This is a genomic window from Asticcacaulis sp. AND118, from assembly GCF_020535245.1.
Taxonomy (GTDB): domain Bacteria; phylum Pseudomonadota; class Alphaproteobacteria; order Caulobacterales; family Caulobacteraceae; genus Asticcacaulis.
Map to the genome: position 1 here is coordinate 1,536,781 of NZ_CP084910.1, position 21,856 is coordinate 1,558,636.

General features: G+C 62.0%; 20 protein-coding genes, 3 tRNA genes and 1 riboswitch. Of the genes, 16 read left to right on the forward strand and 7 right to left on the reverse strand.

Annotated features, from left to right (window positions below; all coding sequences use genetic code 11):
* Positions 1-164 precede the first annotated feature (164 nt).
* The 6 genes from fabG (at position 165) to gmk (ending at position 5,261) form a co-directional block, all read left to right on the forward strand.
* Positions 165-905 carry a 3-oxoacyl-[acyl-carrier-protein] reductase gene (gene fabG, locus LH365_RS07360; RefSeq protein WP_226743029.1) on the forward strand — a complete coding sequence of 247 codons (741 nt, stop codon included), beginning with the start codon at positions 165-167 and terminating at the stop codon, positions 903-905.
* Between the two features lie 171 nt (positions 906-1,076).
* Complete coding sequence (locus LH365_RS07365; RefSeq protein WP_013480251.1) at positions 1,077-1,316, forward strand: acyl carrier protein; 240 nt, start codon at positions 1,077-1,079, stop codon at positions 1,314-1,316.
* Between the two features lie 92 nt (positions 1,317-1,408).
* Entirely contained in the window at positions 1,409-2,692 is a 1,284-nt protein-coding gene (gene fabF, locus LH365_RS07370; protein WP_226743030.1) for a beta-ketoacyl-ACP synthase II, read from the forward strand.
* A 1-nt stretch (position 2,693) separates the two neighbouring features.
* The gene (gene mltG, locus LH365_RS07375; protein WP_226743031.1) at positions 2,694-3,743 is read left to right on the forward strand and encodes an endolytic transglycosylase MltG; all 1,050 of its coding nucleotides are present in this window, start codon (positions 2,694-2,696) and stop codon (positions 3,741-3,743) included.
* Entirely contained in the window at positions 3,740-4,618 is an 879-nt protein-coding gene (locus LH365_RS07380; RefSeq protein WP_226743032.1) for a YicC/YloC family endoribonuclease, read from the forward strand. The genes mltG and LH365_RS07380 overlap by 4 nt, the downstream gene beginning before the upstream one ends.
* Position 4,619: 1 nt before the next feature.
* Positions 4,620-5,261, forward strand: a complete 642-nt coding sequence (gene gmk / locus LH365_RS07385; protein WP_226743033.1) for a guanylate kinase — start codon at positions 4,620-4,622, stop codon at positions 5,259-5,261.
* 91 nt (positions 5,262-5,352) lie between these two features.
* On the opposite strand, the gene LH365_RS07390 is transcribed toward gmk, so the two are convergent.
* The 3 genes from LH365_RS07390 to LH365_RS07400 all read right to left on the reverse strand — a co-directional run bounded on the left by LH365_RS07390 (position 5,353) and on the right by LH365_RS07400 (position 7,536).
* Complete coding sequence (locus LH365_RS07390; RefSeq protein ID WP_226743034.1) at positions 5,353-5,853, reverse strand: cytochrome c family protein; 501 nt, start codon at positions 5,851-5,853, stop codon at positions 5,353-5,355.
* A gap of 182 nt (positions 5,854-6,035) precedes the next feature.
* A complete protein-coding gene (locus LH365_RS07395) occupies positions 6,036-6,305 on the reverse strand; it encodes a hypothetical protein (protein WP_226743035.1) in 270 nt (89 codons plus the stop codon).
* A 145-nt stretch (positions 6,306-6,450) separates the two neighbouring features.
* On the reverse strand, positions 6,451-7,536 hold the full coding sequence (locus LH365_RS07400; protein WP_226743036.1) for a low specificity L-threonine aldolase: 1,086 nt from the start codon (positions 7,534-7,536) through the stop codon (positions 6,451-6,453).
* Positions 7,537-7,579: 43 nt separating this feature from the next.
* A riboswitch (SAM-I-IV-variant riboswitch) is annotated at positions 7,580-7,685 on the reverse strand.
* A gap of 250 nt (positions 7,686-7,935) precedes the next feature.
* On the opposite strand from LH365_RS07400, the gene lon reads away from it, so the two are divergent.
* The 5 genes from lon to LH365_RS07425 all read left to right on the forward strand — a co-directional run bounded on the left by lon (position 7,936) and on the right by LH365_RS07425 (position 13,933).
* Positions 7,936-10,329, forward strand: coding sequence for an endopeptidase La (gene lon, locus LH365_RS07405; protein WP_226743037.1), 2,394 nt, complete (start codon positions 7,936-7,938; stop codon positions 10,327-10,329).
* A 264-nt stretch (positions 10,330-10,593) separates the two neighbouring features.
* On the forward strand, positions 10,594-10,872 hold the full coding sequence (locus LH365_RS07410; RefSeq protein WP_226743038.1) for an HU family DNA-binding protein: 279 nt from the start codon (positions 10,594-10,596) through the stop codon (positions 10,870-10,872).
* Between the two features lie 100 nt (positions 10,873-10,972).
* Positions 10,973-11,048: transfer RNA gene (locus LH365_RS07415), tRNA-Val, on the forward strand.
* A gap of 270 nt (positions 11,049-11,318) precedes the next feature.
* Positions 11,319-13,334, forward strand: a complete 2,016-nt coding sequence (locus LH365_RS07420; protein ID WP_226743039.1) for a protein-disulfide reductase DsbD — start codon at positions 11,319-11,321, stop codon at positions 13,332-13,334.
* On the forward strand, positions 13,331-13,933 hold the full coding sequence (locus LH365_RS07425) for a redoxin domain-containing protein (RefSeq protein WP_226743040.1): 603 nt from the start codon (positions 13,331-13,333) through the stop codon (positions 13,931-13,933). Before LH365_RS07420 ends, LH365_RS07425 begins: the two co-directional genes overlap by 4 nt.
* A gap of 226 nt (positions 13,934-14,159) precedes the next feature.
* Here the strand turns inward: LH365_RS07425 and LH365_RS07430 are convergent, their stop codons facing one another.
* The 4 genes from LH365_RS07430 to LH365_RS07445 all read right to left on the reverse strand — a co-directional run bounded on the left by LH365_RS07430 (position 14,160) and on the right by LH365_RS07445 (position 18,293).
* Positions 14,160-14,405, reverse strand: a complete 246-nt coding sequence (locus LH365_RS07430) for a hypothetical protein (protein WP_226743041.1) — start codon at positions 14,403-14,405, stop codon at positions 14,160-14,162.
* A 144-nt stretch (positions 14,406-14,549) separates the two neighbouring features.
* On the reverse strand, positions 14,550-17,756 hold the full coding sequence (locus LH365_RS07435; RefSeq protein ID WP_226743042.1) for an autotransporter outer membrane beta-barrel domain-containing protein: 3,207 nt from the start codon (positions 17,754-17,756) through the stop codon (positions 14,550-14,552).
* Positions 17,757-18,078: 322 nt separating this feature from the next.
* Positions 18,079-18,155, reverse strand: a tRNA-Asp gene (locus tag LH365_RS07440).
* 61 nt (positions 18,156-18,216) lie between these two features.
* A tRNA-Asp gene (locus tag LH365_RS07445) sits at positions 18,217-18,293 on the reverse strand.
* Positions 18,294-18,612: 319 nt separating this feature from the next.
* On the opposite strand from LH365_RS07445, the gene LH365_RS07450 reads away from it, so the two are divergent.
* Genes LH365_RS07450 through LH365_RS07470 form a run of 5 tightly spaced genes read left to right on the forward strand, consistent with a single transcriptional unit; the run spans position 18,613 to position 21,812 of the window.
* Entirely contained in the window at positions 18,613-18,990 is a 378-nt protein-coding gene (locus LH365_RS07450; protein WP_107872379.1) for an NADH-quinone oxidoreductase subunit A, read from the forward strand.
* Positions 18,981-19,541, forward strand: coding sequence for an NADH-quinone oxidoreductase subunit B family protein (locus LH365_RS07455; RefSeq protein WP_107872381.1), 561 nt, complete (start codon positions 18,981-18,983; stop codon positions 19,539-19,541). The genes LH365_RS07450 and LH365_RS07455 overlap by 10 nt, the downstream gene beginning before the upstream one ends.
* Positions 19,542-19,556: 15 nt before the next feature.
* The gene (locus LH365_RS07460; RefSeq protein WP_226743043.1) at positions 19,557-20,171 is read left to right on the forward strand and encodes an NADH-quinone oxidoreductase subunit C; all 615 of its coding nucleotides are present in this window, start codon (positions 19,557-19,559) and stop codon (positions 20,169-20,171) included.
* A 10-nt stretch (positions 20,172-20,181) separates the two neighbouring features.
* On the forward strand, positions 20,182-21,441 hold the full coding sequence (locus tag LH365_RS07465) for an NADH-quinone oxidoreductase subunit D (RefSeq protein WP_226743044.1): 1,260 nt from the start codon (positions 20,182-20,184) through the stop codon (positions 21,439-21,441).
* Positions 21,441-21,812 (forward strand): hypothetical protein, encoded by a 372-nt coding sequence (locus LH365_RS07470; protein ID WP_226743045.1) that lies wholly within the window; start codon positions 21,441-21,443, stop codon positions 21,810-21,812. Before LH365_RS07465 ends, LH365_RS07470 begins: the two co-directional genes overlap by 1 nt.
* The last annotated feature ends 44 nt before the right edge of the window (positions 21,813-21,856 follow it).

The window sequence follows — 21,856 nt, forward strand, 5'->3', positions numbered from 1 at the left end:
CACGGAAAGTACGGACTTCATTGCGTGGGAGTCAGGAGCCTGAAAGGCTAACGACATCCTGCCGATGCCAAAGATTTGTGGCGCTGCGCGCCGAAGTTTCAGTCTGTGCCGTCCGTGCTTTCCGTGTTTTCCGTGGTATTAAATCCTTCTCACAGGAGACACATATGTTTGAACTGACCGGCAAGACGGCGCTGGTGACCGGCGCGACCGGTGGTCTGGGGGCGCAGATCGCCCGTGCGCTGCACAAGCAGGGCGCCAAGGTCGTGCTTTCGGGCACGCGCGAAAACGTCCTCAACGATCTGGCCGCCGAACTGGGTGAAGGCGCGTCCGTCGCCGCCTGCAACCTGTCGGACCCTGAGCAGGTCGATGGTCTGATCGCCAAGGCCGAGGCCGCGGCGGGTTCGCCGCTCGACATCCTCGTCGCCAATGCCGGCATCACCAGGGACGGCCTGATCCTGCGTATGAAGGACGAAGACTGGGAGACGGTGATCAAGGTCAATCTTGAGTCCTATTTCCGCCTGTCGCGCGCCGCCGTGAAAGGTATGATGAAGCGTCGCCAAGGCCGCATCATCGGTATCACGTCGGTGGTGGGCGTCATGGGCAATCCGGGCCAGACCAACTATGCCGCCTCCAAGGCCGGCATGATCGGTTTTTCCAAGGCGCTGGCTCAGGAAGTCGCCTCGCGCAACATCACGGTCAACTGCATCGCGCCGGGCTTCATCGCCTCGCCGATGACCGAGGTGCTGAACGCACAGCAACGCGAAGGCATCCTGTCGAAAATTCCTGCAGGTGCACTCGGTGAAGGCGCCGATATCGCCGCCGCCGCCGTCTATCTCGCCAGCAACGAAGCCGGCTACGTGACGGGTCAGACCCTGCACGTAAACGGCGGCATGGTGATGATTTAACCTCTCCATCACGTCTTTGTTGTGAACGACTGACTTTTTAGCCGCTGAAAATGGCTTGAAACCTGCCCAGTGTGTGCATAAAAGGCAGTTGGCTTAGATTCCGATACCCGGCCCCTGCAAAGCCATAAGCCGCTTTGGGTCGTGTTTATATAACCTGTTAGAGGGCCTGATATGTCTGAAGTTCTTGAACGTGTTCGCAAGATTGTGATCGATCATCTGGACGCCGATCCGGATAAGGTCACGGAGAAGGCGAGCTTCATCGACGATCTGGAAGCCGACAGCCTCGACATCGTTGAGCTGGTCATGGCTTTCGAAGAAGAATTCGACATCGAAATTCCCGATGATTCGGCCGAGCACATCCTGACCGTTGGCGACGCCGTCAACTATATTCAGGAAAAGCTCTCCGCTTAATCTGAATTACCGGATTGAGGGCGTGGTTTCGACGGTAGATGCCGCATCGAAGCCGCGCCCTTCTGCTATTTGCATAACAGGACTGGATTTAAATGGTTCGTCGCGTCGTCATCACGGGTTTGGGTCTTTTGTCGCCTCTGGGCAACGGGGTCGATATTTCCTGGAAGCGTTTGCTGGATGGGCAGTCGGGCGCGGGGAATATCACCGCCTTCGACACCACCGACTATGCCTGTACGGTAGCCTGTGAAATCCCCACGGTCGAAGGCCGCGGCGGCGGCGGTCCGGATATCGAAGGCTCTTTCGATGCGTCCAAGGTGCTGTCGCCCAAGGAACGCCGCAAGATCGACGACTTCATCCTCTACGCCATTGCGGCGGCGGATGAGGCGCTGAACGACGCCGACTGGCACCCGGAAAGCGCCGAAGATCAGGAACGCACCGGCGTCATGATCGGTTCGGGCATCGGTGGCCTCGGCATCATCGCCGATACGGCGCTGGAGCTTCAGGCCAAGGGCCCCAAGCGCATCTCGCCCTTCTTCATCCCGTCCTCGTTGATCAATCTTGCCTCCGGTCAGGTGTCGATCCGTCACGGCCTCAAAGGGCCGAACCATTCGGTCGTCACGGCCTGCGCCACCGGCGCGCACGCCATCGGCGACGCCGCCCGCCTGATCAAGTCCGGCGATGCCGACGTCATGGTTGCCGGCGGCGCCGAATCGGCCATCGTGCCCATTGGCATCGCGGGCTTCATCGCCTGCCGCGCCCTGTGCACGGCCTTCAATGACGAACCGACCAAGGCTTCGCGCCCCTATGACAAGGACCGTGACGGCTTCGTCATGGGCGAAGGGGCAGGCGTCGTGGTGCTCGAAGAATACGAACACGCCAAGGCGCGCGGCGCGAAGATTTACGCCGAAGTGCTGGGTTATGGCCTGTCGGGCGACGCCTATCACATCACTGCCCCGTCGGAAGACGGCGACGGAGGCTATCGCGCCATGGTCGCGGCGGCCAGAAATGCCGGCATCGACCCGACCGAGATCGACTATGTCAACTCGCACGGCACCTCGACCATGGCCGACGGCATCGAACTGAAGGCCATCGAGAAGTTCCTGGGGGCGCGCGCGGCCACCGGCACGGTGTCCTCGACCAAGTCGGCCATCGGCCACCTGCTGGGTGGCGCGGGCGCGGTCGAAGCCATCTTCTGCGCGCTGGCCATCCGCGATCAGGTCGCGCCGCCGACCATCAATCTCGACAATCCGGCCTATGAGACCCCCATCGATCTGGTCCCGCACAAGGCCAAGCCGATGAAGATCGACAAGGTCCTGTCCAACTCGTTCGGCTTCGGCGGCACCAACGCCGCCCTGATCCTCGGCAAAGTGGACTAAGATGGCGAAACAGAAGGCCCGCCCAGCCCCGCGGCGCAAGAACCGGCGTCTACTGGCGCCGGTGGCGGGCCTTATGTCCGGAATCGTGCTGCTGCTTCTGGCGGCAGGACTATTCGTTTTTGCCAATACCTACGGCCCCGGACCCTGGGCGAAATCCGGAAACGTCACCGCCGTCACGGTCGAGCGCGGGCAGGGCCTGAATGCGATTGCACGCAAGCTGAAGGACGCCGGCGTCATCCGCTCGGTCACCTTCTTCCGCGTCGCCGCCAAGCTGGATGGCCGCGATAATGCCCTGCGCGCCGGCACCTATGAGTTCCCGTCACGCCTGTCGCTGATCGGCGTCCTGAATCAGGTGCTGGAAGGCCGCGTGGTCCAGCATTTCGTGACCATCCCCGAAGGTCGCACCTCGGCGCAGGCTGTGCGCATTCTGGCGGCGACCAAGGGCCTGACCGGCGATGCCGATGTGCCGCCGGAAGGCTCCATCCTGCCTGAGACCTATCAGTTCGAAATCGGCGAGAGCCGTCAGGCCGTGCTGGAGCGCATGTTGTCGGCCGGGCGTGAGACGCTGGACGAACTGTGGGCCGCGCGCGCCAAGGACCTGCCGTTGAAGAGCAAGGAAGAAGCGCTGATCCTCGCTTCGGTCGTCGAAAAAGAAACCGGTCTGGCCGAGGAACGCCCCAGGGTCGCCGCCGTCTTCGTCAACCGGCTGCGCATGGGGATGCGCCTGCAATCGGACCCGACCGTGGTCTATGGCGTGTCCAAGGGCGAACCGCTGGGGCGCGGGCTGAAGCGTTCGGAACTGGATACGCCCAGCCCGTGGAACACCTATCTGATCGATGGCCTGCCCGTCACGCCGATCGCCAATCCGGGCAAGGCCTCGCTGGAAGCCGTACTCAATCCGCCGTCCACGAAGGACGTCTATTTCGTCGCCGACGGCACGGGCGGGCACGTCTTCGCCGAAACCTACGATCAGCATCTGGCCAATGTCGCCAGGTGGCGTCAGATCGAAGCCCAGGCGGCCGCCAAACCCGTCAAGGACAACGGCAAATGACTCTGTCGAGCATGACCGGCTTCGGCCGGGTGGAAGGCCATCACGGGGATGTGGCGTGGGTCTATGAGATCCGTTCGGTCAACGGCCGCTCGCTGGACCTCAAGACGCGCATTCCGACCGGCTATGACTATGTCGAACGCGCCGCGCGCGATCTGGTCAAGCAGCGTTTCCAGCGCGGGCAGGTGTCGCTGAACCTCAGCATACAGACGACCGAGGCTCAGACCGGCTACAGCGTCAATCAGGCCGTGCTGAACTATTATCTCGACGTCGGTCAGGGCCTGATGCAGGCCGGGCAGGCGACCATGCCGTCGCTCGACGGGCTGCTGTCCTTACGCGGCGTCATCGAGGCGGCGGGTGGCGAGACGGAAACCGAAGTGGCGGCGCTGGAAGCGCCTTTGCTGGCCGATCTGGGGGCAGTGCTTGAGCAGCTCAAGGCCGCGCGTCAGGACGAGGGCCGGGCGCTGTCCGAGCTTCTGACCCAGCATCTGGCCACCATGACCGAGGCCGTGGACCGCGCCGAAGCGCTGGCGGCCCAGCAGAGCGACACCATCCGCGACCGCTTCACGCGGCGCATCAACGAACTGCTGCCAGATGCCGACCTTCAGGAGCGCATCCTGCAGGAAGCCGCCGTCATGGCCGTCAAGGCCGATGTACGCGAGGAACTGGATCGCCTGCGCACCCATATCGCCTCGGCGCACGATCTTCTGGCCGACAGCCAGTCCCAGGGCCGCAAGCTCGACTTCCTGTCGCAGGAATTCATGCGCGAGGCCAATACCCTCTGTTCGAAAGCCGCCTTCAGCGATCTGACCAAGGTCGGTCTGGAGTTAAAGTCGGTTATCGACCAGTTCCGAGAACAGGTTCAAAACGTAGAGTAATATGCCTAATTCCCAACGTCTCCGCCGCGGCCTCATGCTGATCGTTTCCTCGCCTTCGGGCGCGGGCAAGACCTCGCTGTGCCGTCGCCTGATGGCCGACCATGCCGATCTTGATCTGTCGATTTCCGTGACCACCCGCTCGCCGCGTCCCGGCGAAAAGGACGGACGCGAATATCACTTCATCCAGGAAGCGGCGATGGACGATCTGGTGAAGAATGACGCCCTGCTGGAATGGGCGGCGGTCCACGATCATCGCTACGGCTCACCGCGCGAGCCGGTCGAGGCCGCCCTGTCGCAGGGGCAGAACGTGCTGTTCGACATCGACTGGCAAGGGGCGCAGCGCATCTCGGCCAAGGCGCCGTCGGACGTGGTGCGCGTCTTCATCCTGCCGCCGTCGATGGAGGAACTGAAACGCCGCCTCTATGCCCGCGCGCAGGACGCCGACGACGTCATTCAGCGCCGCCTGAGCCGCGCCAAGGGCGAGATCGCGCACTGGGCCGAGTACGACTACGTCATCCTCAATGACGATTTCGACCGGTCCTACGCCGAACTGGTCCACATCTATCATGCCGAAACGGCGCGCCGCTCGCGCGGCCTGTGGATCGCGCCGTTCGTCGACGAACTGATGAGCCAGCCGCTCTGAAGGTTTCGGGTTTTCAGATGGAAAGACGAAGGGGGCTTGCCCCCTTCACCCCGTAAGTACAAAGCCCTCCGGAGTTGTTCGGAGGGCTTTGCTATTTTGAGGCAGGTGTCGTCTCGACCTTGAGATAGGCGATCAGATTGTGGCGTTCGGTCTCGTCCTTGAGGCCCATGAAACCCATCTTGGTGCCGGGCACCGAGCTTTGCGGATGCGTCAGATAGTCGTCCAGTGTGGCATAGTCCCACACCGCACCGTGATTTTTCATCGCCTCGCTGTATTGGTAGTCGGCCTTGCTGCCGGATTTACGACCGAAAACGCCGTGCAGGTTGGGGCCGACCATGTCGATGCCGCCGTCAATCAGCGTGTGGCACGACCGGCACTTGTTCCACGCCTTTTCGCCGGCCTTGAGGTCCGCCGTATTGTACGGCGCGGGCAGGGTGGCCAGAATCGCCGCCTTTTCGGTATCCGACGGGCCGGCCGGTGCAGGCCTTGCCGTTTCCGCCGTCTTCCGGGTGGGCTTTTCGCCGCACGCCGACAGGAGAAGGCCGAGGGCCAGGGTGCTGAGGATCAGGGTGCTGAGGATCAGGGGGCGCATGGCGGTCTCCGTCGGGTTGATCCGGACGGGTTTAGCCGAGCCCAGGCGGTTTGGCGAGAGGCCTGTGGCGGAGGACCTGCGGCGGCTTGACGCAGCGCCTCTCGTTTACAAACGACAATGCCGCCGCCTTTGTCGGCCGCGGCATTGTAATGTCTGAGAATCAACGGCTTCTGTTCAGGACTTCACGATCTGCGATAGTTCTGATCCATGTCCTGCGAGTTGAGACGCTCTTCGGAACCGTCGATGAAGATGCGGTATTCCACCGCGCCGGCCTTATTCACCTCGCTCTGTTCGATGCGGTTGATGATGGCGGGACCGCCATAACGCGACATCAGATCGGGGTCCTTGATACGGTGATTGACGGTCGGCATGTCGGCGAAGTCGAAATCGTCTGAAGCGAAAACCTCTTCGCCGGTATTGTTGTCGAAGAATCGATAGGCCAGTCCGGGCATGATCCGTCTCCCTTCTTTGGTATGGTGGATCAGTCTGCGCCGGACCGGGTAAATATTCAATGCGCGGCAATGTCGCAGACACGGGCGCGGTCGTCGCGTTTCATGCTGATGTGAATAATAAGGTATTTTATATAAGTGTATGTTTTTATGAATTCGATGCCTGTTTTATATCTGCTGCCAACCGATCGATGCGCGCGGGATCGGCGTCCCAGGCGAACATGAAGCGCGCCCCGCCGCCGATGAAGGTATAGAAGCGCCAGCCCTTGCTGCGCAGCGCTTCCAGCACCCGGTCGGGGGCCTTGAGGAAGACGGCATTGGCCTGCACCGGGAAGATGGGCTCTATTTCCGGTAAACTGGAAATGGCGTCGGCCAGACGGCGGGCGCTGGCATTGGCGTGTTGCCCGTTTTTCAACCACGCGCCATCCTTCAGCATCCCCAGCCACGGCGCGGCCAGAAAACGCATCTTTGACGCCAGTTGTCCGGCCTGTTTGCAGCGATAGTCGAAGTCCTGCGCCAGGGTGCGATCGAAGAAGAGGATAGCCTCACCCACGCCCATGCCGTTCTTGGTGCCGCCGAAGCACAGCACATCGACGCCGGCCTTCCATGTGATCTCCGCCGGATCGCACCCCAGCGCCGCGCAGGCATTGGCGAAGCGCGCGCCGTCCATGTGCAGGCGCAGGCCCAGTTCGCGGCACACGGCGGAAATGGCCTTCACCTCTTCGATGGAATAGACGAGGCCGGTTTCCGTCGGCTGGGTGATGGTCACGGCGCGGGTCTTGGGGAAGTGGATGTCCGAACGGCTGGTGGCCAGCGCGCGAATGGCCTCCGGCGTCAGCTTGCCGTCGGTCGACGAGGCCACCAGCAGCTTGGAACCGTTGGAGAAGAATTCCGGCGCGCCGCATTCGTCGGTTTCGACGTGGGCCGAGGCCGAGCAGATGACGCTGTGATAGGACTGACACAGCGCCGCCAGCGCCATGGAATTGGCCGCCGTGCCGTTGAAGGCGAAGAAGACCTCGGCCTCGTGCTCGAACAGGTCGCGCAGGGCGTCCGCCGCGCGCTGCGTCCACGGGTCGTCGCCATAGGCGGGCACCGAGCCGGCATTGGCCTCGAACATGGCGTTCCACGCTTCGGGACAGATTCCGGCATAGTTGTCGCTGGCGAATTGTTGCGGGGCGAGCGTGGCCAGAGGGGGAGTCAGAGGGGGCTTTGAGGGCAGGGCGGTGTCCGGCATGGGGCGTCTCATAACAAAAATCGAGTTTTGCGACGCGCTGAGCCGTAGTCCCGTTAGTTGCCGGTCGGCCGCATCTCCGTTTCCGGACGCCACCTTGCCGGGAAGGGCAGGTTGGCGTTAAGCGCGTCGCTTAACTCTGGATGCCTTTTCGCCATAGCGGTCCGGAACGGTTTGCGCAAGTGAAAGTTGCCTGTGAAACCGCCGATGGCCCCTCCCTTGAATATGGGTGGGCAAGTCCCACATTCATCCTAGGTTCGGCCGAGGAATCGTCTAAGGTGAATGGTGAACCTTTGCGCAGGATTTGCGCGTATAAATCAGGACAACGTGGCCCTCATAACCGGCAGGGGTGGTCGTTGGACGCCCTTCGCGCGGCGCGCTGTCCGGCTCAGGAGTTGAGTAATGTTTGATGTTCTGACCATACCCGTATTGCCTTTGAGGGATATCGTGGTGTTCCCGCACATGGTCGTGCCGCTCTTCGTCGGACGCGAAAAGTCCGTGCAGGCGCTCGACGAGGTGATGAAGGGCGACAAGCAGATTCTGCTGGCCACCCAGAAGAATTCCGGCGACGACGATCCCGAAGCCGACGCCATTTACGACATCGGCGTGCTGGCCAATGTGCTGCAACTGCTGAAACTGCCGGACGGCACGGTGAAGGTGCTGGTCGAGGGTAAGTCGCGCGCCAAGATCAAGCGTTTCACCGAACGCGGCGAGTTTTACGAGGCCGAGGCCTTTCCGCTGGAGCCCGCCGTGACGCCGGGCCCGGACCTCGAAGCGCTGGTGCGCGCCGTCACCGATCAGTTTGAAAACTACATCAAGCTCAACAAGAAGATTCCGCCGGAAGCCCTTCAGGCGCTTGCCGAAGTGGCCGAGGCCGACGTGCTGGCCGACTCGATCGCCGCGCATCTGGTCATCAAGATCGGCGAAAAGCAGCAGCTTTTGGAGCAACTCTCGGTCGCCAAGCGTCTGGAGCAGATCTACGCCCTGATGGAGGGCGAGATCAGTGTCCTGCAGGTCGAGAAGAAGATCCGTTCGCGCGTCAAGCGTCAGATGGAGAAGACCCAACGCGAATATTATCTGAACGAGCAGATGAAGGCCATTCAGCGCGAACTGGGCGAGCAGGACGACGCCAAGGACGAGATCCTCGAACTCGAAAAGAAGATCAAGGCGACCAAGCTCAGCAAGGAAGCCCGCGCCAAGGCGACGTCCGAACTGAACAAGCTGCGCCACATGTCGCCCATGTCGGCGGAATCGACCGTCGTGCGCAACTATCTCGACTGGCTGCTGGCCATCCCCTGGGGCGCGACCAAGCCCAAGCCGATCGACCTGAGCAAGGCCGAAGACACGCTCGATTCCGACCACTACGGTCTGGAAAAGGTCAAGGAGCGCATCCTTGAACATCTGGCCGTGCAGGCACGCATGGGTACGCTGAAAGGGCCGATCCTCTGCCTTGTCGGACCGCCGGGCGTTGGCAAGACGTCGCTGGGCAAGTCGATCGCCAAGGCGACGGGCCGCGAATTCGTGCGCATTTCGCTGGGCGGCGTGCGCGACGAGTCGGAAATCCGCGGTCATCGCCGCACCTATATCGGCTCCATGCCGGGCAAGATCATCCAGTCGATGAAGAAGGCCAAGACCACCAACGCCTTCTTCCTGCTCGATGAAATCGACAAGATGGGGGCCGACTGGCGCGGCGATCCGGCTTCGGCCCTGCTCGAAGTGCTGGACCCGGCGCAGAACTCGACCTTCAACGATCACTATCTCGAAGTCGATTACGACCTGTCGAAGATCATGTTCGTGACGACGGCGAACTCGCTCAACATGCCTCAGCCGCTGCTCGACCGTATGGAGATCATCCGCATCCCCGGCTATACCGAGGACGAGAAGGTCGAGATCGCCAAGCGCCACATCCTGCCGTCTCTGGCCAAGGAACATGGCCTCAAGGGCGACGAATGGATCGTGCCGGAACAGGCTATCCGCGACCTGATCCGCTACTACACCCGTGAGGCGGGCGTGCGGTCGCTGGAACGCGAACTGGGCAATCTGGCGCGCAAGACCATCCGTGACCTGGCCCGCGAAAAGGTCGCTTCGATCACCGTCGATGACGAGCGTCTGGCCAAATATGCCGGCGTGCGCAAATTCCACTATGGCGAGACGGACGAAACCGATCAGGTCGGCATCGTCACCGGCCTTGCCTGGACGGAATTCGGCGGCGACATCCTCACCATCGAAGCGATCAAGATGCCCGGCAAGGGCAATATGAAGGTCACCGGCAACCTTAAGGACGTCATGAAGGAATCCGTCTCGGCGGCCAATTCCTACGTCAAGGCGCTGGCGCCGAAATTCGGCATCCTGCCGCCGGTCTTCGACCGTACCGATGTCCATGTTCACGTGCCAGAAGGCGCGACGCCCAAGGACGGCCCGTCGGCTGGTGTGGCCATGGTCACGGCCATGGTCTCTGTCCTGACCGGCATTCCGGTGCGCAAGGATATCGCCATGACCGGCGAAATCACCCTGCGCGGTCGCGTGCTGGCTATCGGCGGCCTGAAGGAGAAGCTGCTGGCGGCGCTGCGTTCCGGCGTCAAGACCGTCCTGATCCCCAAGGAAAACGAAAAGGATCTGGCCGAACTGCCCGAAAACGTGAAGGCGGGGCTGGAGATCATTCCGGTCGCCTATGTCGAGCAAGTGCTCAAGCACGCCCTGACCAAACCGCTCGAATCGATCGAGTGGGTCGAACCGGTGATTCCGCCGCCTGCGGTGCCGTCCCCGGACGATGGCGACGGCCTCACGGCCCATTGAGCGGCAAGGAATAGCGCTATTTTGGCGTGCAGACGCCAAAACGGTTGAAAAACAGGAGCGAAATTTGCAGGCTAACCGCCTCAAATTTCGCTCTTTTTTGTCTAAGTCATTAAAAAAACTCGGTTTGCAGTGCACAAAAGTGTGATTTCGCTTTTGACGCAAGGCGGTTTTTGTAGTCTCTATCGGGTCCACCCGCCGACGACTCGCTGAGTCCGATAGGGACCGGTTCAACAAATGCCCGTTGACGCGGGCAGGGAGAAACTTATGACGACCAAAGCTGAACTCGTGGCCGCCATTGCCGAGCAGGCGGGCCTGACCAAGGAACAAGCCAAGAAGGCCGTTGACGCCTTCACCGATTCCGTTGTGGACGCTCTGAAAAAGGGCGAAGAAGTCCGCCTTGTCGGCTTCGGCACCTTCCTGGCCGTTAAGCGCGAAGCCGGCACCGCCCGCAACCCGCGCACCGGTGAAACCGTTGCGCGTCCGGCGTCGGTCACCGCGCGTTTCCGCGTCGGCGAAGGCCTGAAGACCGCCCTGAACGGCTAAGGCACGGCTAAAAGTTTTAAGCCGAAACGGCTTGACTTAAAGACCGGAGGTTGGCATTGACCGGCCTCCGGTTTTTCATTGCCGGATACCCGCAATAAGGGGGCGATTAGCTCAGCTGGCAGAGCGGCTCGTTTACACCGAGTAGGTCGGCGGTTCGATCCCGTCATCGCCCACCATTTTTAAAATCTCCGATTTTAAAAATGGTTTTTGTTGGCGCTCAGAGGCTTCGCCTCTTGGCGGCGCGCAGCCTGCGCTCCCGCTTGGTCGCTAGTCGCTTCGCTCCGTTCTTTTCCGCTCACGCTTATATTCGCAGGACGTTGTCGGCGATCAGCTTACTGCGTTTATGAAATCGATTGAGTATGACAATCAATCGCTTTTGATTTCCGTCCGGCAACGGATCGGGGCACGATCGGCGTAGAACCGGTCAAACAGGAGCGCGGTGCCGTATGAAGCGTGTGTGGCTGATCCTTTTGACACTTCTGACCCTGGGCCTGCCGCTGGCGGCGCAGGCGGCCGATCGCGCCAGGCTCGGCCATACCGAGGCGTCGCTGGCGGCGCAGTACGATCGCGTCGATGGCAAGGCGGCTTTCTGGGTCCTGTTCCAGCTCGATATCGAGAAGGGTTGGCATACCTACTGGCTCAATCCCGGCGATTCCGGTCTGGCCCCGACGCTCGACTGGACCCTGCCGGACGGTTTCACCGCCTCCGACATCGTCTGGCAGCCGCCGGAGCGGCAACCCTTCGGGCCGTTGATGAATTACGGCTACAGCGGGGCGTCCTATCATCTGGTGCGCATCACGCCGCCGGAGGGATTTCAGGGGGGCAGGGTCCCGCTGAAAGTGGCCGCAAGCTGGCTGGTCTGTGCCGACGAGTGCGTGCCGGAAGACGCCGCACTCGATCTGACCCTGCCGGTCGGTGACAATCGTCGCTCGTCCAGAGCCAGTGAGATCGACCGCCTGCTGACCCGCGCGCGTTTGCCGGTGTTGTCGGTCGCCAATGTCGTTTACGATGACGCAGCCCTGACGCTGTCGGTGCCGTTCAGCGGTGCGGCCAGGGCGGTCTATTTCTATCCGGATACATCGGGAATCATCGAGCCCGCCGCGCCGCAGACCTTCGGGGTGAAGGACGGGACGCTTACCGTGCGCATGAAGCGCGGCATGATCGACGTGCCTGTGCAGGTGACGGGCCTGCTGGAGGTCGAGGGCGACGGCACGACCTATTATTCCGTGGGCAAGGACAGTCTTGTGCCCGCTTCGGACGCCAGACCTGCCGCGCCGCCCATGCCGGTGACGACGCTGGCCCTGACCTTGCTCGCGGCCTTTGCAGGCGGGGTAATCCTCAACGCCATGCCCTGTGTGTTTCCGGTGTTGTCGCTGAAAGCGCTGGCCCTTTCGCGCGCCGGGGGCGAGCAGGGGCGCGTGCGGGCTGACGCCCTGGCCTATACGGCAGGTGTGGTTGTCAGTTTCCTCATCGTCGGGGCGATCCTGTTGCTGATCAAGGCCGGGGGCGCAGCGGTCGGCTGGGGCTATCAGATGCAGTCGCCGGGCTTCGTCGCCGCGCTCATCTATCTGTTGTTCGTCGTCGGGCTCAACCTGTCCGGCGTCTTCGACATCGCCCTCAATTTCGGTGGCGGGCAGTCTCTGGCTGGGCGCGTCGACTGGCTGGGCAGTTTCGCCACCGGCGCGCTGGCTACCGCCGTCGCCACCCCGTGCACCGCGCCCTTCATGGCGGGGGCCCTGGGGGCAGCCCTGACCCTGCCGGCCTTTGCGGCCTTGCTGATCTTTGTGGCCTTGGGGCTTGGGCTGGCCTTTCCCTTCCTGCTGCTGTCCTTCTTCCCGGCGCTGCTCCGGCGTATGCCGAAGCCCGGCGCGTGGATGGAGACCTTCCGGCAGGCGCTGGCCTTTCCGGTCTATCTGACCGTGGTGTGGTTGCTGTGGGTCCTGGCGCAGCAGACCGGCGCGGACGGTCTGGCGGCGGTTCTCGCCGGCCTGGTGGCCGTGGCCTTCGCCCTCTGGGCGTGGAAGCGCCTGTCGCTGAACTGGATGCGCCTGACGGCCGTGGGGCTGGCCGTCGCGGTCGCGGGCTGGTCTTTCACCGCCAGACCGCCGGTCGCCGCACCGGACGGTTCTGCCGCCTTCGACACCGCCACCATTGACGCGGCGCGCGCGTCGGGGCGTCCCGTCTTCGTCTACGCCACGGCGGCCTGGTGCATCACCTGCAAGGTCAATGAGCGCGTGGCGCTGGAAACCGCGGAGGTGAAAAACGCTTTCAAATCGAAAGGGATTGAAGTGGTGCGCGCCGACTGGACCAATGCCGATCCGGCCATCACCGGGTGGCTGGCGCAGTTCGGCCGCTCCGGCGTGCCCTTGTACGTGTACTACCCGGCGTCAGGCAACCCCGTCGTCCTGCCGCAGGTCCTTACCCCGCAACTGGTCATCGAAAACACAGGAGGCGTATCATGAAGGCGTTTATTTTGGCATTGGCCGCTTCGGCCCTGTTCGTTGTTCCGGCTATGGCCGCCAAGCCCGGCGCACCGGCCCCGGATTTCACCGTGAAGGACGTCAATGGCAAGGACGTCAAGCTGTCGTCCTTCAGGGGCAAGACGGTCGTCATCGACTGGGCCAACTATCAGTGCCCGTTCGACAAGATGCACTATGAAAGCGGCAATATTCCCGGCCTGCAGAACAAGTACAAGGCCAAGGATGTAGTATGGCTGACCATCCATTCGTCGGCCCCTGGCAAGCAGGGCTATCACGCGCCTGATGCGCTGAAGGCCGAGAACGCCCGCGTGAAGAACGGCGCGGCCTTCGTGCTGACCGACTATGACGGCAAGGTGGCCCGTCTTTACGACGCCAAGACCACGCCGCAGATCTACGTCATCGATAAGGCCGGAACACTGAAGTACAACGGCGCCATCGACTCGATCCCGTCATCGAAGAGCGACACCTTGGCCAAGGCGACGCCGCTGGCGGCCAATGCCATCGACGCCGTGGTGGCCGGCAAGACGCCGACTCCCGCTGTGAGCGTGCCCTACGGCTGCTCGATCAAGTTTGCGGATTAGAGCGGAATGATTTCTGATGGAATCATTCCGCTCTAATCCGCCATTGCGGCGGCGGCCAAGGTTGCGAAGCCACCGCCCGGCGAGGGCGTAAACAAAATCTAGATCCTTATGTTTCCGTAAGAAAACATAAGGATCTAGGCAAATTCGCCGACGGATCAGAGCCCCCTCCACGACAAAGCCGGCCTGATTTACTCAGGCCGGCTTTTTTTTAGCTTTCAAGATGAACCTACTGCGTCACCTTCTCGGCGTTGCGTTCGATATTCTCGGCGGGCGGCTGATCGCCCAGTTCATCGGCGGCCTTGTCGACGCCCTGCGGCAGGGCTTCTACCGCGTCGCCCATGCGTTCCGAACCGCTGCGGTTGTCCTGCATCATGAACACCGCCCCGACCGCCAGTATGGCGATGATGGCGACGCCGATCAGAATGAGAATGCCGTTGGTGCCCTTACCGGGTGAAGTGGTCATGGTGGCCATATGCGTGCTCCTTTTCGCTTCGTGCTTTCAGGATAGGTGGGCTTGTGAAAGCGCGCAGCACGAAGACCGCCGGTCGCTCATAGGCGGAGCATAAAAAAAGCCGCCGGAAGAAACCGGCGGCTTGTCTTGAGATGATCGTTCCTGTCAGAACTGGAAGCGCGCGCGCAGCGACAGCGACACATTGTCGTAGGCGTCGTACTTCTCGTATTCGGCTTCGATGCCGAAGTAGCTGTATTCGTTCGAGGCCGCGACGCGGACGCCGGCGATCGGCGCGCCACCGGTGATGTCGCCGCCCTTGAGCGTGAACGGCGTGGCGGTGCCGAAGCGGGCCACCGTGTCGGCGATCTCGGCCGAGAAGTTGTTGCGGTAACCGACCCAGATTTCCGGACGGAAGAGGGCGGTCTTGCTGGCGCGGCCGATGTTCAGCAGGGCGGTGCCGCTGAAGATATGGCTGGTGCGTTCGTCGACCGACAGGTCGAAGGCCGCGCCGCCGCCGGTTTCGCTGTGGGCGTCTTCCTTCAGGCCGAAATAGTCGGCGCTGATCATCGGGGTCAGGCTGAACCAGCCCGCGTCATAAGAGTAAGAGGCCCCGACGCTGCCCGAATAGCTGACGCCCTTCCATTCGGATTCGGCGCTGGCGATGTAGGAGGGTTCGAGAATCTGGCGCTTCGATTCGAAGTTGGCGTAGCCGACGCCGCCACGCACCCAGCTCTTCAGGCCCGAACCGGTGTCCAGACGCCAGTAGACGCCGAGCGAGATGTCGGTCGAGCTGAGGTCTTCGTCCGGCGCGCCCAGCGTGCCGGTCGGGTTGGTCGCGGTGTAGGCGAGGTACAGACCCGCCGCCTGGGTCGAGGTCAGGCCGCGCTCGACGCCGCCGGCAAAGGCGAAGCCGGTCGATTCGAAGCCGGTGACTTCGCCGCGGTCGCGGTTGATCTGGAAGCCGTATTCCTGCGCCCAGTACTGGTTGACGCCGGCCTCCGGAATGATCGACTGGCTGGCCAGGGTGCGCGACAGGCCGTCATTGCTCTTCGACAGGGTCAGCAGGGTCTCGCCCGAATAGTCGGGCAGGAAGGACAGGTAGGCCTTTTCGAAGGTCTCTGCCGTGAGGGGCGAGAGCAGGGCGCTGGTGGCCCCGGTCGAGCCCTGGGCTGCAGTCAGCACGGCGTCGAAGGCCGCGAACTCGTTGGACGAGAGCGAGGTTTCGCTCTGATTGCGCAGACGCACGTCGGCATAGAGGGCGGTGTTGGTCGCGTTGGTCGACAGGGCGGCCTTATAGAGATACGGGATGTTGGCGTCGAGGCTGGCCGTGTCGAGCGTGCCCAGCGTGATGCTGGAGGCGGTCAGCAGGGTGTAGCGCGTGGCCGGCTTGACGATGGTCGACATGCCGATCTGCACCTTGGCGCCGGTTTCGAACACGGCCGCGCCCGAAGCGACGATGGCGGCATTGGTCGGCGTCGTGACGTCGGGGATGAAGCGCAGCGTGCCGTCCTTGCGCACGTTGAGAGTCGTGGCGTTGAGCTTGGAACCGGTGTCGAGGTTGAGCGCGCCGTTGACGATGTCGATGGCCACCGTGCCCGTGCCGGTCATCTTGCCGGCTACGATGCCCTTGGTGGTGATGCTCAGGCTGTTGGCGCCGGCGCCGAAGTCTATATTGCCCAGCACGAAGCCGCCGTCGATCCTGACCGCGTCATTGCCCGAACCGAGCTTGATGTCGCCGGAGATGAAGGGGGCGGCGATCGTATCGTCGTCCGGCTTCAGGTCGGTCTGGGTCAGGGTGACGCCCGCCGTATTGCCGCTGAGGTCGATGGCCACCGCGCGGTTTGCGCTGGTGTCCAACACGCCGTCGCCGTTTTCGTCGGTCTGGGTGAGGGAGGCGCTGATATTGCCGGTATTGTTCAGACGGACCAGGGTGTTGGAGCCGTCGAAAATGGCGACGGGCTTCGATTTGGAGCCGGTAGAGGCCGCGCTCACAACACCGGCGACATTGATTTCCGGCACCTGAGCGCCTGCGCCGATATAGACGGCGTAGGCGGTCTCGTCCTTGTTGGAGGCGTTGGCGGCGCGCACCTGACCCGACAGGTTGAGTTTGTTCGCCACCGTGCCCGACAACAGGTTCAACGTCCGGACTTCGGCCAGATAGGCGGTCGCCGCAACATTGCCGGTGATCAGTATGCCGTTTTCGAAGGTCACCGTGCGGCCCATGCCGCCGGTTTCGATGGCCTTGGCAATAACGCCTTCAAACACGCCGGACGAAGCGATGGAGCCGCGCACGACCAGACCGAAATTCTGGCTCTTGTAGAGGTCGGTCGCCGTGGTGGCGATATTGATGGCGTTGATGGTAATGTCTTGCGTCGCCGACCCGACCTTCAGCGCCGCTGCGCCGCCGAATTGCGACAGGCTGGACGCGCCGTCGGCGGTGTCGACAACGCCGTTGCCGTCCTCGTCATTGTTACGCTCGGCTTCCGCCTTGCTGGCGTCGGTGTCGGCGATGGTCGACTGCAGCAGGATGCCCTTGGTGACATTGCCGGAAATATTGACCAGCGGTCCGCTCTGAAGCTTGTCCTCGGCCTGCAGCTTGTCCAGCGTCGCCTTGTCGGGAACCGAGGTCAGACGGTAGCCGGTGCCGGCAATGGTGCCGTCGAGGATCAGCGCGCCGGTCAGGTTGCTGTTCAGGTTAACGGCGGTGGCGTTGAGGCCCTGCGCCGTGGTCGAGCCGCCGATGACGACATTGCCGGTTACGCCGTTTTCGAAGGAATAGCCGCGGGCATTGTCGCCCAGCACGGTGAGGGTGCTGTCCGAATTGAAATTGCCGGTCAGGGCGTTTTCGAAACGCACGCCGTAGGAGTTGTTGCCTTCGACCTGAATGGCGCTGCTGGAGGTCAGGCTGACGTCGCCGATGAAGGGCGTCGTACCGACCGAACGGATGCCGTAGCGGCGCTCGCCCTTGGCGAAGACGCCGTCGGTGATGCCGTCCGCAGGCGAATCGGTGTCGGTAGGGGTGTAGTCGTCGGTGACGGTGATCTTGCCCGAAACGGTCAGGCCGCTGGTGCGCCCGCCGTCGACATAGATGCCGGTGGCGTCGTCGCCCGAGGACGACATGTCGATCGAACCGACGACATTCACCTTGTTATTGGAATCGACGGTGATGGCGCGGGCGCCGGCGGTCTTCAGCGTGATGACGCCGTTTGTGTCCAGCTTGATGTCGTCCGCCGTGCCGGTCGATGTCGCCGTGGAGGTCTTTACCGCCGCCGTCGTCGCTGTATTGATAACGGTTTCGGCCTGCGCCGCACCCGCGGCGACCGCCATGACCAGACCCAGGGCTGTGGCGTTGAACAGATGAGATTTGCGCATAGTTTCGCTTTCGCTCGTCGATTTTAACTGTCAGACAGAACAACGCGTCGCGTCATGCAATGGCGCGCCTGCCCCCAAATACAATGTACTGACGGGATGTTCCCGCTTTATATCAGCGGCGACTTTTCGGGACGAATATGGGCTATTCTATGTCATTGAAGACATGTACAGGCCCGTATGTGTCGTTCGCGTCAACCCTGTTTCGTCACAGACATATACGCGAACGCACGGATTTGCCTAATGCAAATTTTTGCGCGCAATCGAAATTCAAAGGAGAGAAGAGAAGGAGATGCGGGGCCACCAGGAGAGCGTATCATCGAGGTGGCGCGAGTGACGGGGCTCGAACCCGCGACCTTCGGCGTGACAGGCCGACACTCTAACCAACTGAGCTACACCCGCATTCCATTCGGGTAACGACAAATCTGGATGCGAAAGCCACCGGCCTTATAGTATAAGGGGGTGGCGCGAGTGACGGGGCTCGAACCCGCGACCTTCGGCGTGACAGGCCGACACTCTAACCAACTGAGCTACACCCGCATCCATATTGTCGTCCTCTTCGGCAAAGCCTTGCGGCCCGTCGAAGAGGTGCGCTAGATAGTTCGGGGCGGGCGGCGGTGTCAAGCGACATATTGAGGAAAACTGTCAAAAAGCCATTTGCCTGTGGACGGCCGCGTCTCATATGCGAACGATTTGCAAATGCAGCAAAAACGGATACATTTTTGCTGTTTCCCCCGATTTTAGGCTTTTGAGTGTTTGAAGCGGGGCGCGAGGTGGTCTAATAGGCTCATTTGAGTCTGTCCCCCAAACCTTTTGCGGTGCACCATGGCGGGGACAGAGCCAAAAGTGGGATCGTACAATGGAAGCCCTCCTTATTAAGTATCTGCCGATCGTCATCTTCTTCGGCATCGCCCTCGTCCTCGCGCTTGGGTTCGTCATCGCGGCGCTGGTTCTGGCGCCCAAGGCCCCCGACACGGAAAAGCTTTCGGCCTACGAGTGCGGCTTCAACGCCTTCGACAGCGCCCGTCAGAAGTTCGACGTGCGATTCTATCTCGTCTCGATCCTCTTCATTATCTTCGACCTCGAAGTGGCCTTCCTCTTCCCGTGGGCGGTGTCGATGTTCGACCTGCCGCAGGCAGGCATGCAGTTCGCCTTCTGGTCGATGATGGTCTTTCTGGGCGTCCTGACGGTCGGCTTTATCTATGAGTGGAACAAAGGAGCCCTGGAATGGGAGTAATCATTCCTGCCGGTCACGCCGGCCGCAGCACCGTTGAAGGTTACGACCCCAAGGTCCACGACAAGTTCTTCGAGGCGGTGTCTTCGGAACTGAACGAAAAGGGTTTCCTCGTCGCGTCGGCCGACGACGTCATCACCTGGGCGCGCACCGGCTCGCTGATGTGGATGACCTTCGGTCTGGCCTGCTGCGCCGTAGAAATGATGCAGGCTTCGATGCCGCGTTACGACATGGAGCGCTTCGGCATGGCCCCGCGCGCCTCTCCGCGTCAGTCGGACCTGATGATCGTCGCCGGCACGCTCACCAACAAGATGGCGCCGGCTCTGCGCAAGGTCTACGACCAGATGCCCGATCCGCGCTATGTCCTGTCGATGGGGTCGTGCGCCAATGGCGGCGGCTATTATCACTATTCCTACAGCGTCGTGCGCGGCTGCGACCGCATCGTGCCGGTCGATGTCTACGTGCCGGGTTGCCCGCCGTCGGCGGAAGCGCTGCTCTACGGTCTTCTTCAGCTTCAGAAGAAGATCCGCCGCAACGGCACGATCCGCCGCTAAGAGGGATTTCACGCAATGTCTGAAGAAAAATTCCTCAAGATCGCCGAACAGGCCCGCGCCGACTTCAAGGAAGCGCTGATCGATACGATCCATGCCTTCGGCGAACTGACCCTGGTGGTCGAGCGCGAGCGCATCGTCGAGGTTCTGACCAAACTGCGCGCCGAGCCCTATCGCTTCCATCAGTTGATCGACCTGTGCGGCGCGGACTATCCGAAGCGCGAGCGCCGCTTCGACGTCGTCTATCACCTGCTGTCGCTGACCCGGAACGTGCGTCTGCGCGTCAAGGTCATGACCGACGAGGCGGTGCCGGTGCCGACCGTGCGCGACGTCTATCCGAACGCCGACTGGTACGAGCGCGAGGCCTTCGACATGTACGGCATGTTGTTCTCGGGTCAGCCGGACCTGCGCCGCATCCTCACCGACTACGGCTTCTCCGGCCATCCGCTGCGCAAGGACTTCCCGATGACGGGCCATGTCGAGGTGCGCTACGACGAAGCCCAGAAGCGCGTCGTCTACGAACCGGTCAAGCTGGTTCAAGAATTCCGTCGTTTCGACTTCATGTCGCCGTGGGAAGGGGCCTCTTACGTCCTTCCGGGCGATGAGAAGGCCGCCAATCCGAACAAGGCGTAAGGGGCGTATCATGGCTGAAGACATCAAAACCCCGCTTTCTTCCTTCGTCGACCCCAGGACGGGTGCCTTCGAGGAAGTCGAGGCGCGCGCCAGTTTCGACGATCGCAAGTTCACCATCAACTTCGGGCCGCAGCACCCGGCGGCGCACGGCGTGCTGCGTCTGGTGCTCGACCTCGACGGTGAAATCGTCGAACGCGTCGATCCGCATATCGGCCTGCTGCACCGCGGCACCGAAAAGCTGATGGAATACCGCACCTATCTGCAGAACACGCCCTATTTCGACCGCCTCGACTACGTGGCGCCGATGAATCAGGAGCACGCCTTCTGTCTGGCCATTGAGCGCCTGCTGGGCCTCGAAGTGCCCAAGCGCGCGCAACTGATCCGCGTCCTGTTCTCGGAAATCGGCCGCATCCTGTCGCACCTGCTGAATATCACGACTCAGGCCATGGACGTCGGCGCGCTGACGCCGCCGCTGTGGGGCTTCGAAGAGCGCGAGAAGCTGATGGTGTTCTATGAGCGCGCCTGCGGGGCGCGTCTGCACGCCAACTACTTCCGTCCGGGCGGCGTCCATCAGGACCTGACGCCGGAACTGATCGACGACATCGAAAAGTGGTGCAAGGCATTCCCGCGCGCCTTGGCCGACATCGAGTCGCTGGTGACCGAAAACCGCATCTTCAAGCAGCGCAATGTCGACATCGGCGTGGTCAGCAAGCAGGAGGCCTATGACTGGGGCTTTACCGGCGTGATGATCCGCGGTTCGGGCATCGAGTGGGACCTGCGCAAGTCGCAGCCCTACGAATGCTATGACGAACTCGACTTCGACATCGTCATCGGCAAGAACGGCGACTGCTGGGATCGTTACCTCTGCCGCGTCGAAGAGATGCGTCAGGCCGTGAAGATCATGGAGCAGTGCGTTGAAAAGCTTCGTGTAACGGGTGGTGAAGTGCTGGCCGAAGACCATAAGGTCACGCCGCCGCGCCGTGCCGAGATGAAAAATTCGATGGAAGCCCTGATCCATCACTTCAAGCTCTATACCGAAGGCTTCAAGACCCCGCCGGGCGAGGTCTATGCCGCCGTCGAAGCCCCCAAGGGGGAATTCGGCGTCTATCTGGTGTCGGACGGTTCCAACAAGCCCTACCGCTGCAAGATCCGCGCGCCGGGCTTCGCGCACCTTCAGGCGATGGACTGGATGAATCGCGGTCACCTGCTGGCCGACGTGTCGGCGATCCTCGGGTCGCTGGACATCGTGTTCGGGGAAGTGGACCGCTGATGGAAAGCTTTCAACTCCAGACCTGGCAATCCTTCCTTCTGGTCTTCGTCTTTCTGGCGGTGGCCGTAGGGCTGCGCTTCTGGCTGGCCAAGGCCGCCTGGGGGTATCACCCCGGGGGCGCGAAGGGCTATCTGCAGGATCTGATGATCGAGACGGCGGTGTCGTACGCGCCGCTGCTGGTCATCATCTTCGGCGTGAAACTCTATATCGACGCTAATCCGCAATATGCGGAATCGCCGATGGTCTTCGCCTCTATCGCCCTTGCCGTCGTCTCCATGCTGGCCGCCAAGCGCATTCCTGTGGTCAAGGCGGCCTACGGGCGCATGATGAAGGCGCGCAACGACCGCTGGGAGGCTCTGAAGCAACCATGAGCCTTTCCATGAAAACGAAATTTGTATCCCAGATGAGAGAGGCC